Here is a 17,910-nt window from a genome sequence, read left to right on the forward strand (position 1 = left end):
CTTTCGACACGAGTCGCGCGCCTTATGCCCGATCTTGGGATCGGAGTGTAGAGCATCCGTGCACGCAAGGGCGTAACAGGCCTGTGAAAGACGCTCAGGCCACCTTTGGCTGGGCTTTAGTCAAGCGCGTCGGGATCAAAGCCGATCTCCTGCTGCCAAGCGCGCCAGCGGGTTTCGAATTCCTGCCATGGCAGATCTTCATCCGCCCAATGCGCGGGCCGTTCGCTTTTGGGCACCCGAACGGATCCGTCGGCAAAGATTGCATCCCAGTGGGCACGCATCGAATCAACAGTGTACTCATCGACAAGGAAAAGACTGGATCCAGTCAATCTACTTTCCAAAAAACTTGTAGCGCGATCTGTACTTATACCGGCGAAATTTACTCCAAAGAAAGTGTTTCGAACGAATTTAGCTCCATTCAGTTTCGCTAGCGCTAGACTGGCCCTAGAAAAATCGGAATCGACAATAACCGCACCGGTCAAATCCGCTCCTTCCATCTGAGCAGAGAAATAATGCCCAGAGACGGACTGAATGTTCTGCATCGACGCACCAGTTAAATCCGTTTCGCGCAATTTTGTGTTCCACAGCTTAGCGTCTTCAAGCTTTGCTCTGACAAGTGACGCACCACTGAGATTTGCTGACCTCAAATTGCTCCCACGCAAATCCGAGTTGTCGAGTTCAACTCGTTGCAAATTTGCGCCCGAAAGGTTTGCCGTTCTGAGATCTGAAGCCTTCATGGCCCGCGGTGTAAGTTTTTCCAGTTCCTGCTTCCAAAGCGCTGGCCACTGGTCAGCAAATTGGTTTTGCAACTTTTCAAAGTGGCTAGAGCAAAATTCTGGATTGTTTTGGCGCCCAAATTGCTCTTCGCAAAACTCTTGACGCCGAGTTTCGGCCTCTTCGGTTTTTTGATGCATCGAAATGCAAAGTAGGGCCGAAACGTTCTGAATCTTGCAGAACTTATTTTTCTCAATTTTTTTGATCTCTTCGAAAGATTGCCAAGTTTGGGGGAGATACGCGAAATTGACCCCCGCTAAATCGGCAGACCTCAAAGTAAAAGGTGATTTGTTCCAAAATGCGTTAGAAATCGGATGATAAGTCGAACTTGATGTGTTTTGTAGGGCGATATCCCACTGCACTAGTTGTTTTGCGTCCCATTTTTCCCAAAATTTTCGAGCGATTGGGTCGAAATATGTCCCGGCAGGCTCTTCGGTGCGAAACCAACTGATTGCAGCCAGAAACAGTACAATCATCGAAAACGCTGAGATGCCATCCCACCGCCAGCCGGTTTCCATGCCCCACTGTTTTCGCAGAAGCCAGTACAGCCGTCGCCAGCTGATCAAGGCCAGATAGAGTGTCAGGAACAACGGCACGCCACAGAAGATCATCGTCAACAAGGTGTCGTGTTTTGGCATTGATCGCCACCAGAAGAAAAACAAGACGACGGGTGCCGCGAGATACGCGAGCAAAATGGCGACGACCTGCACCAGCCAGATCGCAGGACGTTTACGCAAAGCACCTGGGCGCAGCGAGAGCGCAAAGTCGGTGATCAGCCAAGGCGCAACATGTTCGGACAGCATCGACAGTGCGGGGTGTTGCAGAGCGTCTGAAAGCGCCTCCCATAGCTTGAGCAGGTGCAGATGCAGGTAGGCAAATAAAGACATGCCCAGGATTGGAGCGACATAGAAAAACAAGAGCGTAGGGATCGAAACGCCAATCAATGGCAGTTGCGTTTCCTTCTCGACCAAAAAGAAATCTTCGTCCCGTACCCCCATAAGCGTAACGCCCACAAAAGCGAGATAGGACAACAGGCCAAACCAACTTGCTTTGGCTGTCTTTGTCATTTCGTTGACACGCTCAACAAGCGCTTGGGGGCTGCCGTGGCAGGAGGTGGACATACAGAGGCTCCGATTTACAGAGCTCACCCTAGGCGTGCGCTGGGGTGGCGTCTACCCGTGCAGCGCACGCGTGATTTGTATGCACGCGGGCCTGGTCCGGATTGCGTTGTTTTTCGACGCGCTCAGACCTTGCATCCAACCCCGGTGACGCATAGGTTCCGGCCAACAAACGCGGGGGATGCCCCGTATCTCAGACAGCCTCTCAGACAGGAGCATCCCATGGAAGGCAACGCCTTTGCCCAGTTCGTCCCGCTGATCCTCATTTTTGCGATCATGTATTTTCTGCTCATCCGTCCGCAGCAGAAGAAGATGAAAGAACACCAGAACATGGTCGAGGCGCTGACGCGCGGCGATCGTGTTGTCACGCAGGGCGGCATCGTCGGCAAGGTGACAAAAGTCAAAGAAGGCAACGAGTTGGAAGTGGAAATTGCCGAGGGCGTCAAGGTTCGCGTGATCAAGCAGACCATCGCTCAGGTGCTTTCCAAGACCGAACCTGTCGAAAGCTGATAGATGCTCCAGATTGATCTATGGAAGCGCGTTGTCATCTGGCTCACCATTGCGGTGGGCCTTTTGCTCGCTATGCCCAACGGGTTCTACACGCGGGTTGAGCAGCACAACGACGCGATAAAGGCCATCGAAGCCGGTGCCGATACGACCGAAAATCGGGAGCAGGCGGCGCTCTGGCCGGATATTCTGCCTTCGGGTCTGGTCAATCTGGGTCTTGATCTGCGCGGCGGTGCGCATCTGCTGGCCGAAGTGAAGCTGGCCGACGTCTATGCCGCCCGTATGGAAGCGCTCTGGCCGGATGTGCGTGATGTGCTGCGGCCCGAACGTGAGACCGTCGGCACGATCCGTTTGCAGCCCTCTGCACCCGGTGAGCTGCGGGTGCGGATTTCCAACCCCGACGGAATGGTCCGGGCGCTGGAGCTGGTGCGCGGTCTGGCGCAGCCGGTTGTGTCCCTGACCGGGGCCGGGGCCACCGATCTGGACGTGCGCGCCGAAGACAGCGACATCGTCGTGACCCTTTCCGAGGCCGAACAACAGGCCACGGATGAGCGCACGATGCAGCAGTCGCTTGAGATCATTCGCCGCCGGATCGACGAAGTGGGCACGCGCGAGCCAACCATTCAGCGTCAGGGCAGCGAGCGTATCCTGATCCAGGTGCCGGGCATCGGATCGGCGGCCGAACTCAAAGAGATCATCGGCACGACAGCGCAGTTGACGTTCCAGCCTGTCGTGGGTCGGGCCAGCAGCGCCGATGCAACGGCCGGTGTCGGTAACGAGATTTTGCCAAGCCTCGATGAAGAGGGTGTGTTCTACATTCTGGAATCTGTTCCTGTCGTTACGGGCGAGGAACTGGTGGATGCACAGCCGTCCTTTGACCAGAACGGATCCCCGGCGGTGAATTTCCGCTTTAATCCGGGCGGCGCGCGCAAGTTCGGCGATTACACTGCGGCCAACATCGGCACGCTTTTCGCGATCGTTCTGGATGCCGAGGTTATTTCCGCACCGCGCATTCAAAGCCATATCCCCGGCGGCTCGGGCATCATTACCGGCCAGTTCACCGTGGAAGAGGCGACCAATCTCGCGGTTCTGCTGCGCGCCGGTGCGCTGCCTGCGGGGCTTGAGTTCCTCGAAGAACGGACCATTGGCCCAGAGCTGGGACAGGACAGCATCGATGCGGGCAAGGTTGCCACCATCGTGGCCTTTGTGGCCGTGCTTGTCTTCATGGCGCTGAGCTATGGACTGTTCGGCCTGTTTGCGAATGTCGCGCTGATCATCAACATCGTGTTGATCTTTGGTCTGCTCTCGCTGATCGGTGCTACGCTGACGCTTCCGGGTATTGCGGGGATCGTTCTGACCGTGGGTATGGCCGTGGATGCCAATGTGCTGATCTTTGAAAGGATCAGGGAAGAACTGCGCACGGCGCGCGGGCCGGCAAGAGCCATTGAGCTTGGATATGAAAAAGCGCTCAGCGCCATCATCGACGCCAATATCACGACATTCATCACGGCTGTGATCCTCTACGTCATGGGCTCCGGCCCGGTGCGCGGCTTTGCCATCACGTTGGGTCTTGGCATCCTGACATCTGTCTTCACGGCGATCTTTGTGACGCGGCTTTTGATCGTGATGTGGTTTGAACGCCGCCGCCCGAAAAAGATCGAGGTCTGACATGCGCTTGCGACTTGTTCCCGAGAAAACGAATTGGGATTTCTTTTCCCGCTCCAAGCTGTGGCTTGGGATTTCTGCCTTGCTGGTTCTGGTGGCCTTCGGGTCATTCATGCTGCAAGGGCTGAACTACGGCATCGATTTCCGTGGTGGCACAACGATCCGGACGGAAAGCACCCAACCGGTTGATGTGGGCGCCTATCGTTCGGCGCTGGAAGCGCTGGAGCTGGGGGATACCTCGATTTCCGAAGTGTTCGATCCGACCTTCGGGCCGGATCAGAACGTGGCGATGATCCGCATTCAGGCGCAGGACGGACAGGAAGCTGTGACCACGGAAGTGATCGAGGCGGCCCGCGGCGCATTGCAGGGCGTGGCGCCTGACATCAAGTTTGTTTCGGTGGAGAGTGTCGGACCGAAAGTATCGGGCGAGCTGATCCAGACTGCGGCCATTGCCGTTGTTTTGGCGATCGGAGCCGTGTTGTTCTACATCTGGCTTCGGTTTGAATGGCAGTTTGCCTTGGGTGCGGTTGCGGCACTGGTGCACGACGTTGTGCTGACCATCGGCATCTTTTCGGAGCTTCAGATCAAGTTTGATCTGGCCATCATCGCGGCGCTTCTGACCATTGTTGGATATTCGCTGAACGATACTGTGGTGGTCTTTGACCGCGTTCGGGAAAACCTGATCAAGTACAAGTCCCGGGACCTCAAGGAAGTTCTGAACATCTCGATCAACGAAACGCTGAGCCGGACATTCATGACATCCGTGACCACCTTGCTGGCACTGATTTCGCTGTTTGTCTTGGGTGGTGACGTGATCCGGGGCTTTGTCTTTGCGATGATCTGGGGTGTGATTGTGGGCACCTACAGCTCGATCTTTGTGGCGTCGGCCATTCTGTTGTGGCTGGGCGTAAAACGTGACTGGTCCAAGCCGACCGACACCACTGGAAACCAGTTCGGCAACGTTGACGCCTAGCGACATTTTCTACGCGCTGGACATGCCGGCGCCGCTTATCCTGGCGGCGGCGGCGTTTCTGGGCGGGCTGGTTCGGGGCTTTTCCGGCTTCGGGACCGCTATGGTGTTTCTTCCCATTGCAGGTCAGTTTCTCAGCCCTGTGGCGGCAATCATCGCGTTGATCGTCATGGATGTCTTTGGCCCGTTGCCGCTGCTGCCACGCGCAGCCCGTGATGGTCATCCGCCGGATGTAGCCCGCCTGCTGATCGGCTCGTTGATCGTGCTGCCCTTTGGTCTGTTGCTCTTGTCGATGATGGAGCCAGCCGTCTTTCGATCGACCGTTGCCGTGGTCTCGCTGATTTTGCTGGCCATCCTGATCAGTGGGTTTCGCTATCGCGGAACGCTGAAGACACCAATGATCTATGGTATTGGCGGCACAGCTGGTTTTCTGGGTGGCATTGCCGGTGTGGCGGGGCCTCCGGTTATCTTGTTCTACATGGCCTCGCCTTTGCCAGCCGCAGCGATCCGGGCGAATACGATGATGTTTCTGTTCGGGTTTGATTTCCTGATGCTGGGCATGTTCGCGTATCGGGATGATCTGACCTGGGCGACCCTAATCACCGGTGTTGCGCTTGCCGCCCCAAATGTACTGGGCAACCTCGCGGGTGCAGCCATTTTCCGCCCGGAAAAAGAAAAACTCTATCGTGTGGCGGCCTACCTGATTATCACGGCGTCAGCCTTGTCCGCCTTGATCCTGTAACCATCTTGGCCCATGTCACGCCGGGCAGAGACCGCTAAAGTCCGAACAGGGCTTTAGAGTTGTTGGTCTGCGCACAAACAGGAGTTGCTTGATGCGAATTAACGAAATCCAGTTTTCCGATGCGGTGCCCGTGGATGGTTATGGACCGGGGTTCTTTCGGGTCGGAGGCGAAAAGATCGAAGGCGCGGTTTTGCTTGCAGGCGGTCAGCCTCAGGCTTGGGGCGGTCTGGATGATATGGAAACCCTGTTGGAACTGTCCGGGTCGGTCGATGTTGTGTTTGTAGGCATGGGCGCGGAAATCGCGCATATTCCGGCAGCCTTGCGGTCCCGGCTCGAAGAGGCCGGGCTTGGCGTCGAGGTCATGAATTCACCGGCGGCCTGCCGCACTTACAACGTCTTGCTGTCCGAAGGGCGCCGTGTGGCTCTGGCCGCACTTCCGGTTGCGGATTCCCAGAGCGGTTGACCGATGCGCTGCTGCATGTCATGCCAAAACGGCTCGGCTAAGGGCAAAGGGACGATGGGGATCTGTCCATGAAAGTCATCATCTGCGGTGCCGGGCAGGTCGGCTGGCAAATCGCAAGACATCTTTCCGGTGAACGAAACGATGTCACGGTTGTGGACAACAACCCCGATCTGGTTCGGCGGGCTACCGATACCCTTGATGTGCAGGGGATTGCGGGTTTCGCCTCATATCCGGACGTTCTGGACAAGGCCGGTGCGCGTGATGCGGACATGGTCATCGCGGCAACTTATTCCGACGAAGTGAACATGGTCACCTGTCAGGTGGCGCATTCGGTTTTCGCGGTTCCGCGCAAGATTGCGCGGCTGCGCGCGCAAAGCTATCTGACCGCGATTTATTCTGATCTCTACCGGCGCGATCACATGCCGATCGACGTGGTGATCAGCCCGGAAAAGGAAGTGGCCGAAGCCGCCCTGCAACGCCTGTCCGCGCCCGCTGCGTTTGATACCGAGGTCTTTCTAGGGGGTGGGGCACAGCTGCTCGGTTTGTCGATCGACGAAGATTGCCCGATCGTCAACACGCCGCTGCGCCAGCTGACAGATCTGTTTTCGACGCTGCGATCCGTCGTGGTGGGTGTACGCCGCGAAGGCACGTTGTTTGCCCCCGAGGCAGGTGACCAGTTGTTCGTCGGGGACAGCTGTTACGTCATGGTGCACGCTGATGACATACGCCGCACGCTTGAAATCTTTGGCAAAAGCCTGCGCAAACAGGAACGCGTGGTTATCGTGGGTGGCGGGAATGTTGGTCTTGCCGTAGCCCGCGCGCTTGAAGGGCGCACGGACCGGGTGCGTGCAAAGATGATCGAGAAAAACCGCAAATGCGCGGAACACGCCGCCGAAGAGCTGGAGCGCACAATCGTTCTGCACGGGGATGGTCTGGACGCCGGGCTGTTGTCCGAGGCCGGGATCGAACGTGCGGATGCTGCGCTATGCGTGACCGATGATGACAAGACCAACATGCTGGCTGCGGTGCGGGCCAAGGCAGCCGGATGCCCGATGGCCATCGCGCTGGTCAATGATCCGACATTGGTTCCGCTGATGGAACCGCTGGGTGTTGATGCCTACATCAACCCACGTGCAACCACGGTCAGCTCGATCCTGCGCCACATTCGCCATGGCCGGGTTGAATCGGTCTATTCGATTGGCGATGCCGAAGCCGAGGTGATCGAAGCCGAGGTTCTGTCGACCTCGCCCATGGCAGGCAAAATGATCCGAGAGATCGATTTCCCCGAAGGCGTTCTGGTTGGAGCGGTTCGAAAAGGGGATAAGGTTTTGAAACCGACCGGATCGCTGCGGATCGACGATGGCGATCATGTCGTGATCTTTACACTGGCGGGCGATGTGCCGGAAGTTGAACGCCTGCTGCAAGTATCGATCGACTTCTTCTAGATCATGCAGGCGATCACCCGCATGCCCTTGTTCTTGCTGATGCTGGCCATCGCATCAGCGAGTTGTGTGCTGCCGGCGATCTTTGCGCTCGCGCAAGAGGGCTTTCACGACGCGCGGGCGTTCTTCTATTCCGGGTTGGTTGGCATGATCCTGACGGCGTTTGCCGGGCTGGCCATGGCAAACCGGGATCACAACCGAAACGCCTTTCGTCAGCTTGTGGCCTTGCTGGCCGGGTTTACGCTTTTGCCGGTCTTTCTGGCGGTCCCATTCTACGAAGCGGTTCGGAATACCACTTTCCTGTCAGCCTACTTTGAAATGGTTTCCAGCCTGACGACCACCGGCGCAACTTTGTTCGAACCCGAACGGTTGTCTGGCCCCGAACATCTGTGGCGGGCGCAGGTCGGCTGGATGGGCGGGTTGCTGATCTGGGTTTCGGCGGCGGCAATCATGGCACCCCTGACGCTTGGCGGATTCGAAGTAACCGCAAGCGGTGAGCCGGGCCAGTCGCTCAGCGGGTCGGCCATGAATGAGCAAAGCGATCCCGGCGTGCGATTACTGCGCAGTTTTCAAGCCTTGTTTCCGGTCTACTTCGGACTGACCGTATCGCTGTGTGTAATGCTGTTGGTGGCGGGCGATCCGCCCTTGGTGGCATTGAGCCATGCGATGGCGGTGATGTCGACATCAGGGATATCGCCCACCGGCAGTGTGCTTGAAAACGGCTCGGGTCTGGCGGGCGAAATGATCCTGATGTGCTTTATGGTCTTTGCTCTGTCCCGTCTGACATTTGCCGCCGACACCGGCAGTCGCAAACTGGGCGATTCCCTGTGGCATGATCCCGAGTTCCGCTTGGGTCTGATCATTGTGGTCATTGTGCCCTGTGCTTTATTTCTGCGTCACTGGTGGGGCGCTTTGGACGTTGGCGGCGAAGAGAACATCGTCATGGGGCTCACGGCCTTCTGGGGCGCGCTTTTTACCGCCGCGTCGTACCTGAGCACTACGGGCTTTGTCAGTGCCAACTGGGAAGCGGCGCAAAGCTGGTCCGGCCTGTCGACGCCCGGCATTATCCTGATGGGCCTTGCTTTGGTCGGGGGCGGCGTTGCCACCACGGCAGGCGGTGTGAAGTTGCTGCGCGTTTTTGCGCTTTACATGAACGGAGCGCGCGAAATCGAAAAACTGGTGCATCCGTCGTCTGTCGGGCGATCGGGCTTTGTCAGTCGGCGCACCCGGCGCGAAGCGGGGTTCATTTCATGGGTGTTCTTCATGCTCTTCGCGCTGACGCTGGCGGCGATAACTGTCACACTGGGATTGGTTGGCGTCGGGTTCGAACAATCACTGGTTCTGAGCGTATCTGTGCTTTCGAACACAGGCCCGCTGATTTCTTTTGCCCCCTCAACATCCTTTGATCTGATTGCACTGGCTCCGGCTGGAAAATTGATCTTATGTGTCGGGATGGTGCTTGGACGGCTTGAATTGCTTGCAATCATCGTCATGCTTAGCCCAGACTTGTGGCGAGATTGATCGTTCGTTTGGTTTGCTTATTTTTTAGGCGCTTCTTATTCGTTATTGGAAACAAGTGGTGGGTAAACCCGCCCAAAGGCCAAAAAAGCATCAATTTTCGGCTGGAAGTTCCGTAACGAGCAATACATACTCTGGCACGGACGGACGTGCCACGCACCAACACGCATAAGAACAAAAGGCAATTCAATGGCTTCGGACAGACAGAACCTGCAAGACGCATTCCTTAACCACGTGCGCAAAACCAAGGTTCCGGTAACGGTCTTCTTGATCAATGGTGTGAAGTTGCAAGGTGTTATCACTTGGTTTGATAACTTCTGCGTGCTTTTGCGTCGCGATGGTCAAAGCCAGCTGGTCTATAAACACGCGATCAGCACGATTATGCCGAGCCAGCCGATCAATCTGTACGACGGCGAAGAGGCGTCTTGAACGAACACGATCCGCCAGTGACCCGCGCTTGGGTCCTGCATCCTGACATAAAATCCGACCGGGACCGCCGAGATGCCGACATGGCATTGTCAGAGGCGGTCTCTTTGGCTCTGGCGCTGCCTGATCTTGCTGTGGTCGGGCAGACCGTCGTACCTTTGCCCAAACCCCATCCGGGCATGTTGTTTGGCTCAGGCAAGATTGACGAACTCAAGGCGTTGATGAAGGCCAATGAAGTCGAACTGGTTTTGATCGATGGCCCGGTGACCCCGGTGCAGCAGCGCAATCTTGAAAAGGCCTGGGGCGTCAAGCTGCTGGATCGCACGGGTCTGATTCTCGAAATCTTCAGCGATCGTGCCGCGACCCGCGAAGGGGTTTTGCAGGTTGAGATGGCGCATCTGTCCTATCAGCGTACAAGGCTGGTCCGGGCCTGGACTCACCTTGAGCGGCAAAGGGGCGGGCTGGGCTTTGTTGGCGGGCCCGGCGAAACGCAAATCGAGGCAGACAGGCGCGCAATTGACGAACAACTTGTGCGTTTGCGCCGCCAGTTGGAAAAAGTCGTCAAGACACGCGAATTGCATCGCAAGGCACGTGCCAAGGTGCCGTACCCGATCATTGCCCTTGTGGGGTACACCAACGCAGGCAAATCTACGCTGTTCAACCGATTGACCGGCGCAGAGGTCATGGCCAAGGATATGCTGTTTGCGACACTGGACCCGACCATGCGATCGGTTCGGTTGCCGACAGGCGCTGACGTTATTTTGTCGGATACGGTTGGATTCATCTCGGATCTGCCGACCGAGCTGGTGGCGGCTTTCCGTGCGACACTGGAAGAGGTCTTGGCCGCGGACGTAATCGTGCACGTGCGGGATATTTCGCACCCTGAAACCGAGGCGCAGGCCGCCGATGTACGCACGATCCTGGGATCGCTCGGTGTGACCGATGAGACGCCGCAGATCGAACTGTGGAACAAGGTGGATCAGCTGGATCCTGACGAAGCCGAGGCGATGCAGACGCGGGCAGGGCGTGAGACGGGGATATTCGCTGTATCTGCGCTGACCGGATTTGGTCTCGATGATTTCCTGACAGACGTGACGCGCCTGCTTGGCGAGGAAAAGCGCGAAGAACAGCTGGTGTTGCCCTATGCCGCTGGCAAGCAGCGCGCATGGTTGTTTGACAAAGGCTTGGTCGAGGCCGAACAGCAGGGCGAAGAGGGCTATGTCCTGACGCTTAAATGGTCGGCCAGCGATCGCGCGCGATTTGAAACGATATGATTGATTGCCCGTTGCGGCGGCAGACTTCGTTTCGAAAGCGCCTTTTGCACTGATCCTATTCACAAGTAGAATTGCTTTGCCGCAAGCCCTGTGACAGCGTGAATGCAGAGAACGTGTCACACATGGATGGGTCATGACACAGAGCGATACATCGGCACCGGGTCTGTCCATGGCAATCTTTGCCGGTTGTATGGTCGCATTTCTGGGTTTTGGCTTTGCCGCGTCCTTTGGCGTTTTTCTGGCGCCGATGTCGCAGGATCTGGGGTGGGGGCGAGAAACCTTTTCGCTGTCCGTGGCGGTTCAGCTTTTGACCTGGGGATTTGCGCAGCCAATCGCGGGGGCGATCGCCGACAAATACGGCACTGCGCGGGTTTTGGCGTTTGGTGCACTCTTTGCTGGTGCGGGCTTTGCGCTGCGCGGCGTCGTGACTGATCCAACCGCCTTTGTTCTGACTGGTGTTCTGGTCGGTATAGGCACCGGCGCGGCATCTTTTCCGATTGTGGTTGGCGCCCTTGGAAAAATCGTCAGCGCCGATCGGCGCAGCTTTATTCTGGGGTTGGGCACGGCGGCGGCATCGCTGGGCATGTTCGTCTCTGCGCCAACGGCGACCTTCATGATCGGCAGTTTGGGTTGGCAGACGGCCTTGCTGCTCATTGGTTTCAGCTATGTGTTTATCTTGCCCTTTCTGGTGTTCATCGCACGCGTTTCGAAACCCACCGCATCAGGATCGAGCGCCGGTGAATTTGGCAACGCGCTGGCCGTGGCATTCCGGGACCGTAGTTATCTGTGTCTGTTTTTTGGGTTTTTCGTTTGTGGGTTTCACGTTGCCTTTATCCAGACTCATCTGCCCGCCTATGTGATCGATCTGGGGCTGGCCGCGACCATCGGGGCGTGGTCACTGGCACTGATTGGATTGCTGAACATTGCCGGTTCTTTCCTCTCCGGATGGTCCGGGCAGCGCCACTCGAAAAAGACGGTTCTGAGCGGGATTTACTTTGCCCGGGCCGCTGTGATCGCCGTCTTCATTCTGGTGCCGGTCACAGGCACCACCGTGCTGGTGTTCTCGGCAGTCATGGGATTGCTGTGGCTGTCGACCGTTCCGCTGACCATGGGGCTTGTCGCGCAGACACAGGGTTTGCGGTTCCTGTCCACGCTGACCGGCTTGGTGTTTCTCAGCCACCAGACAGGGAGCTTTCTGGGCGCATGGCTGGGTGGGCGGATCTATGACGCGGCACAGGATTACACGCCGATGTGGTGGGCTGCCGTTGTTCTGGGATTGCTGGCCGCGCTAATCCATTTGCCCATTCGCGAAGAACCCGGCCCACTGGCCCGTGCTGAAATGGCCGCGAAAGGCTGATCGCAGGCCGTTCCGAAACCGCCTGTGCCGCAGCCTGATCAGGGGCAAACAAAATCCTTCAGTCGTTCCGCTCTGGTCTTTCCAAAGAAAGGCAGAGTAGTCTTTGCCGCGCGGGGTTTTTGATCACGCCGAATAATCATTAAACCAATGTGTCGATCAGTGGCCGCAGTGCGGCGCCTGCGATACGCACAAGGACCATATCATGACCGCAGAGTTCCTGTTTATCACGTTTACCCTGTTCCTTGCCGGGATGATTGCGGTGCCTTTGGCATCTCGCTTCGGGCTAGGGTCCGTTTTGGGATACCTGATCGCTGGCATTGCTATCGGCCCCATCTTGCATTGGGCCGGGGTGGATGTGGTCGGGCTTCAGCATTTCACCGAATTCGGCGTCGTGATGATGCTGTTCCTGATCGGTCTGGAAATGCAGCCCAAGGTGCTCTGGGCCATGCGCGCCCGGATTTTCGTCATGGGTGGTCTTCAGGTTGGACTGACCACTGCCGGTGTCATGGCGGTTGCCATGCTGTTCGGGCAGCCTTGGACGGTTGCTTTGGCCATCGGTCTGATTTTTGCTCTGTCATCAACGGCCATTGTGACTCAGACTCTGAATGAAAAGGGCCTGATGCGCAGCGACGGCGGGCAGGCCAGCTTTTCCGTTTTGCTGTTTCAGGACATCGCGGTCATCCCGATGCTGGCTCTGATCCCTTTGCTGGCACTTCCAGAGTTGCAGGAAGCGCTGCATCACGGAGATGGTCACGGCGATGGCCATGGGGGCGGGCACGGTGAAGAAGGGCTTCATCTGAGCCTCGTCGAGGGGCTGAGCGGGTGGCAAACCGCTCTGGTGACACTGGCTGCGATTGGCGTGGTTATCGTCGCTGGGCGCTATCTGACCGGGCCGGTCTTTCGCTATGTGGCCGGTGCGCGCCTGCGCGAATTGTTTGTCAGCACGGCGCTGATGATGGTGGTCGGAATTGCACTTTTGATGACGATGGTCGGGCTTTCGCCTGCGTTGGGGACATTCCTTGCGGGCGTCGTCATGGCCAACAGCGAATACCGGCATGAGCTGGAAAGCGATATTGCACCATTCAAGGGCATCTTCCTTGGCGTTTTCTTTATCACCGTTGGGGCCAGCATTGATTTTGCATTGCTGGGCGAAAACCTGGCATTGATCGTCGGGTTGACGCTTGGACTGATCGTGCTCAAGTCGGTTGTTCTGTTTGTGTTGGGACATGTCTTCAAACTTGAAGGCGGCGACAAGTGGTTGTTCGCACTTGGATTGGCGCAGGCGGGTGAATTTGGTTTTGTCCTTGTGTCGTTCACCGTGGCGAATGCCGTTGTGCCGGGGCCGGTGGCTGATTTGCTTTTGCTGGTCGTGGCGCTCTCCATGCTTCTGACGCCCGCATTGTTCATCTGCTATGACAAGCTGATCGCGCCGCGCTATTCGCGCCAGCAGGTTCAGGAAGCGGACGAAATTTCATCGGATGCCAAGATTCTCATCGCAGGTCATGGCCGGTTTGGCGGGATCGTAAACCGGGCTTTGCAAGCGGCGGATTATGAAACCACTGTCATCGACTACAGCAACGAACAGTTGGAAATGCTTCGGAAGTTCGGGATGAGCGTCTACTACGGTGATGCCACGCGACCTGATCTGTTGCATGCGGCCGGGATTGATGAGGCCGAAGTTCTGGTCATCGCCATCGACGACAAGGAAGCGATTACCGAACTGACGCGCCACGTGCGCGAACATCATCCTCATGTGCATGTGGTGGCCCGCGCCATCGACCGTTGGCATGTTTATGATCTGTGGTCTGTTGGATGCCGAGACATCATCCGCGAAACCTATGACAGCTCGATCCGGGCGGCGCGGTCTGTGTTCGAGGCGCTGGGTATCGAACGCAGCAAGGCAGAGCGGCTGACCGGTGTGTTCGAAGAGTATGACCGGTCTACGATGCTGAAACTTGCCGAAGTCTACGATTACAACGACCCAGACTCTGATCTGAGCGAGTATTCACGGGTTGCGCGCGAAAACCTGGACGAGTGGGAAGCAGAGCTGAAGCAGAACATGCAGACCGCGTTGAAAGAATAACTGCGCTTCTTGCCAAGTGGACCGCGTTTGGATCTTCAGACGCGGTCAGGCAGCGCGTCAGGACTGTTCAGGATCTCTTGTGCGGCTGCCCAAAGTTGCGCCTGTCTGCGCGATGGCTCTGCAGGTGTGCGTGCCCATAGGCCGAGCGCAAAGGCACGGAACAGAAAACGCGCGACGTCGGGGTTCGTTTGCAAATCGCCATAGCCGGAAAACAGGGCGGTGATGGCGGCCCGGCGGGTGCCATGCGGGCTATGGGCCATAAGTGCACTGCTGACTGAGAAGAGGTCTCTGAGCGGCTCATCCATAGCGGCGTTTTCAAAGTCGATGCCCCAGATCGTGCCGGCCCGATCAACCATCAGGTTGCCCGGCGTCAGATCCTTGTGCGTGATTGCGCGGGTCGATGGTTTGCCGCGCAATGCCAGACCGTCCGATGCGATCTGACTGGCAACTGCACAAAACCCCTGCGCGTCCGGCGGGATACGGGCACCGGTCCGCACCTGATTTGTCAGCTTCTCCAGCCAGGCAATGTGCCCTTTGGGTCGAAAAGGCTGACTTTGTCGCGATGGGGCGTGCAGCGCCGCGATCCAGCTGCCGACTTTCGTCAAAATCGTATCCGCGTCGTCAGCTGCAGCGGAGTCCAGAACTGCATCCAGCGGATCGCCGCAGGTGTCCTGCATCAGCAGGGCGCACTGTGATGAATCAAAGTCGAGCACGGCCGGCGCGCGGTGGGGCGCTTTGCCAAGAAACCCGGCCACGTCACGTTGCCGGTCGGCCTGAGCGGTGGCTTTGGCCAGATTGCCGGGACCCCAGACCTTGATCACCGCGGGCACAGGGCCGCCCGTCACCCGGAAAGGCGTCGCGCGCAGCGGCTTGCTGAGCGGCTTTAGCGGGATCAGCGCGCCTCTCCAGTCGGGCCAAAACCGGCTGAGTACCCGCAGCGCTGTGCTCTGGGCCGCCTCGGCGTTCAGGTGCGTATCGCTCACGGTTTGACGAGGCGCGTCACCCCGACCGAAGCAGCGCGTGCCAGGTCGGTATCAAGTGACATGGGAATATATTCGCCGCGCCGCCAAAGCTGCCCCAGATCGTCATAGTGGCGTGACAGGAAGTGACCCGATTGACCGGTTGAGGCGATGAATACTGAACTGTCCGGATCAGCAAAGTCGTAGACGCCCCGATAGGCTGCGGCATGCACATTGAGGAAGGGTTCCGGATCGCGTCCGGACGTCCTGCCGCGTTGCAGGGTATGGTCCCCGCCAGAGGTGCTCTGCCGGATGTTTACAAAGTACCGCAGCACTGGCACTTCGCCCAGCACGGGATGATCATGGGCGGCTTGGTGCGCGTCGCCCCAGCGCAGCGATTCCAGTTCCGTGCCATAGGTTTCGTCGATCCAGATCAGTGCGTCGTCCAGCGCAAGGCGGGCGACATCCGTGCAGGTTTCTACGCGCGCTGAGCGAATGATATCGCACCATTTGGATGCCCCGTTCACATCCCGGAAAACCCGTTCGATGAACAATGGCTCCACATGATGGAATTCATCGGCAAGCGGACCAAGATCGTCGCGGATCAGACGTTCCTGCAAGGCGCGCACCCAGGCTGCATAGAGCAGGGGTTCGGGCAGATGTTCATTCATCTCGCCATTCCAATTGGCCAGAAGAGCCAGCGCGCGCTGGCGCTGCCGGGCCGGCGTGCCTTCCGGGGCGGCTTCTTCGGTGAACCAAAGATCGCGGCCAATCAGGGGCAGCAAGGTGCGCGCGGCTTCTGAAACCGTGTCCAGTTGCGCTTCGATAAAGCTGTCGCGGGTGTGAACCTGACGGCCCTGCATCAGGCCGCGCCACCGCAACACGCGTTGGCTGTCGCCCCAGTCAAAGCTGACATGTAGTGGAAACGGGCGGTTCACGGATTTGTTGTTGGTATTGCCGACAATGCCGCCTTGTGGGTTCACGAATTCGGGGTTGGCGGAATAGGGCAGCATTCCCTGCCACTGGTTTTCCCGCTTCCAGCCCAGTGAGGGCAAGCGCCCCTGGCTTTGATGTTCGGCTGTTCGGCGCGGCATGGCGCCGATGGTCTTCATCGCGATGGTGTCGGCGTCGATCAGTGTCAGGTTCTGCGAGGGGGCGACATAGGCCCGCGAAGCTTCGAGTGCGTCTTCGACGGAGCCTGCGTTCATCAGCGCCACGGCACCTGACAGGGATGTGTCACGTCCGGACAGGGCGGTCCAACCCAAGGCCGCCACATGGCCGGGTGGGGTCACCGATGCCAAATCGAATTGCGATCCCGGCAAGACCGGGCCGTTTTGTGTCGAACGCATCGTGATTGTGACGGGTGCATCGTCCTTGATATTGATGATGGATCGGCGCGTGACGAATTCGGCCCAGCCCTCCGGCGTGCGGTATTGTTCTTGGTTTTCGGGGTTCAGCTCTTCGATAAAGAGGTCCTGATCATCCATGTATGAGGACGTCAGCCCCCAGGCCAGACGTTCGTTGCGGCCAACCATGATGGCCGGAATGCCGGGAATTGTCCCGCCAATCACGCCGCCGGATTGCAGCTGCAGGCGTGCCAGAAACCACGTGCCGGGGGCGGTCAGCCCGAGGTGTGGGTCATTGGCCAGCAATGTGCCGGGGCCAGCGGACCGGGTCGCAGCCGCGGCCCATGCGTTGGATGCACCGGCCAGACCACGCGGCGCGATGGGGCTGAGGAATGCGTGCCGCGTCTGGCTGGGCGAATAAGGGGCCAGTCCATCGGGCATCAGGTTGGCATAGTCGGGCAATGCCGCGACACCGCCGCCGGGCATGTCAGGCAAAAGGTCGGCCAGACGGTCCTCATCGGCCAACAAAAGCGATGTTCGAGCGCGCAGGACTTCTTCTTTGAGGTGCCCTGAGAGTTGCAGCGCCATAAGCTTGACCAGAGCGATGGAGTCCGCAGGCTGCCATGGCGAGATCGGCGCGTTGAACATGAAGAATTCCGGCGCACCCCGGCCCAGACTGTCGCTGTTGATTTCCTCGATCCTCGCATTGACGCCTGCCGCATAAGCTTCGAGAGCGTCGAGCGTGGCTGCGTCTTGATGCTGAACGGATTGCACCGCCAGTGGATACAGATCGAGCCGCCGCAAGAGCGTGTCGGTTTCAACGGTGCGCCGGCCGAAAATTTCAGAAAGGCGCCCCTGTGCGGTCCTGCGCATCAGTGTCATCTGCCACAGCCGGTCCTGCGCATGCACATACCCAAGCCCGAAAAAGGCATCGCGATCGGACAGCGCCATGACATGCGGGATGCCGGCGTTGTCGCGGATGATTTCGATGTCGGCCGTGATTCCGGAAACAGCACGGGTCTTGTCGTAGTCCGGCAGGGATCGAGAGGCGAGATAATAGGTAAGCAACACGCCAATGACGCCCAGCACGAGCGCCGCGCTGACCAGTCGCAAAAGCCATCGGAATACAACCGCCATTTCCCTCGCCCTTTGCATGCGCTAACTGGGTAGGCAGGGATTATCCTGCATGGCCGCCAATGCCAATAGGGTGGGCAGTGTGGGCGTATTATTGCAAAGCGCGTGTGTATTCGCGCTGAAGAGCAAGGG

The 17,910-nt window shown here is 58.1% G+C and carries 14 protein-coding genes; 11 read left to right on the top strand and 3 right to left on the bottom strand.

Going from position 1 to position 17,910, the window contains the following annotated elements:
* Window positions 1-116 precede the first annotated feature (116 nt).
* On the bottom strand, window positions 117-1,895 hold the full coding sequence (locus tag PFY00_RS17640) for a pentapeptide repeat-containing protein (RefSeq protein WP_271433919.1): 1,779 nt from the start codon (window positions 1,893-1,895) through the stop codon (window positions 117-119).
* 219 nt (window positions 1,896-2,114) lie between these two features.
* Here PFY00_RS17640 and yajC point away from each other — a divergent pair, with 219 nt between their 5' ends.
* The 11 genes from yajC (at window position 2,115) to PFY00_RS17695 (ending at window position 14,339) form a co-directional block, all read left to right on the top strand.
* A complete protein-coding gene (yajC, locus tag PFY00_RS17645; RefSeq protein ID WP_271433920.1) occupies window positions 2,115-2,402 on the top strand; it encodes a preprotein translocase subunit YajC in 288 nt (95 codons plus the stop codon).
* A 3-nt stretch (window positions 2,403-2,405) separates the two neighbouring features.
* The gene (gene secD / locus PFY00_RS17650; RefSeq protein WP_271433921.1) at window positions 2,406-4,067 is read left to right on the top strand and encodes a protein translocase subunit SecD; all 1,662 of its coding nucleotides are present in this window, start codon (window positions 2,406-2,408) and stop codon (window positions 4,065-4,067) included.
* 1 nt (window position 4,068) lies between these two features.
* Window positions 4,069-5,037, top strand: a complete 969-nt coding sequence (gene secF / locus PFY00_RS17655) for a protein translocase subunit SecF (protein ID WP_271433922.1) — start codon at window positions 4,069-4,071, stop codon at window positions 5,035-5,037.
* A gap of 22 nt (window positions 5,038-5,059) precedes the next feature.
* Window positions 5,060-5,776 carry a sulfite exporter TauE/SafE family protein gene (locus PFY00_RS17660; RefSeq protein WP_271433923.1) on the top strand — a complete coding sequence of 239 codons (717 nt, stop codon included), beginning with the start codon at window positions 5,060-5,062 and terminating at the stop codon, window positions 5,774-5,776.
* Window positions 5,777-5,867: 91 nt separating this feature from the next.
* The gene (locus PFY00_RS17665) at window positions 5,868-6,239 is read left to right on the top strand and encodes an Mth938-like domain-containing protein (protein ID WP_271433924.1); all 372 of its coding nucleotides are present in this window, start codon (window positions 5,868-5,870) and stop codon (window positions 6,237-6,239) included.
* A gap of 68 nt (window positions 6,240-6,307) precedes the next feature.
* Window positions 6,308-7,684 carry a Trk system potassium transporter TrkA gene (gene trkA / locus PFY00_RS17670; protein ID WP_271433925.1) on the top strand — a complete coding sequence of 459 codons (1,377 nt, stop codon included), beginning with the start codon at window positions 6,308-6,310 and terminating at the stop codon, window positions 7,682-7,684.
* Window positions 7,685-7,687: 3 nt separating this feature from the next.
* Window positions 7,688-9,202 (top strand): TrkH family potassium uptake protein, encoded by a 1,515-nt coding sequence (locus PFY00_RS17675; protein ID WP_271433926.1) that lies wholly within the window; start codon window positions 7,688-7,690, stop codon window positions 9,200-9,202.
* Window positions 9,203-9,388: 186 nt separating this feature from the next.
* A complete protein-coding gene (gene hfq, locus PFY00_RS17680) occupies window positions 9,389-9,628 on the top strand; it encodes an RNA chaperone Hfq (RefSeq protein ID WP_271433927.1) in 240 nt (79 codons plus the stop codon).
* Window positions 9,625-10,899, top strand: coding sequence for a GTPase HflX (hflX, locus tag PFY00_RS17685; RefSeq protein WP_271433928.1), 1,275 nt, complete (start codon window positions 9,625-9,627; stop codon window positions 10,897-10,899). Before hfq ends, hflX begins: the two co-directional genes overlap by 4 nt.
* 133 nt (window positions 10,900-11,032) lie before the next feature.
* Window positions 11,033-12,256 (top strand): MFS transporter, encoded by a 1,224-nt coding sequence (locus PFY00_RS17690; protein WP_271433929.1) that lies wholly within the window; start codon window positions 11,033-11,035, stop codon window positions 12,254-12,256.
* A gap of 202 nt (window positions 12,257-12,458) precedes the next feature.
* On the top strand, window positions 12,459-14,339 hold the full coding sequence (locus tag PFY00_RS17695; protein WP_271433930.1) for a cation:proton antiporter domain-containing protein: 1,881 nt from the start codon (window positions 12,459-12,461) through the stop codon (window positions 14,337-14,339).
* A 35-nt stretch (window positions 14,340-14,374) separates the two neighbouring features.
* On the opposite strand, the gene PFY00_RS17700 is transcribed toward PFY00_RS17695, so the two are convergent.
* Together PFY00_RS17700 and PFY00_RS17705 are read right to left on the bottom strand one after the other, a co-directional pair.
* The gene (locus PFY00_RS17700; protein WP_271433931.1) at window positions 14,375-15,322 is read right to left on the bottom strand and encodes a phosphotransferase family protein; all 948 of its coding nucleotides are present in this window, start codon (window positions 15,320-15,322) and stop codon (window positions 14,375-14,377) included.
* Window positions 15,319-17,781, bottom strand: coding sequence for a penicillin acylase family protein (locus tag PFY00_RS17705; protein WP_271433932.1), 2,463 nt, complete (start codon window positions 17,779-17,781; stop codon window positions 15,319-15,321). Before PFY00_RS17705 ends, PFY00_RS17700 begins: the two co-directional genes overlap by 4 nt.
* Between the last annotated feature and the right edge of the window lie 129 nt (window positions 17,782-17,910).

This window comes from Thalassococcus lentus (genome assembly GCF_028023555.1).
GTDB classification, from domain to species: Bacteria; Pseudomonadota; Alphaproteobacteria; order Rhodobacterales; family Rhodobacteraceae; genus Thalassococcus_A; species Thalassococcus_A lentus.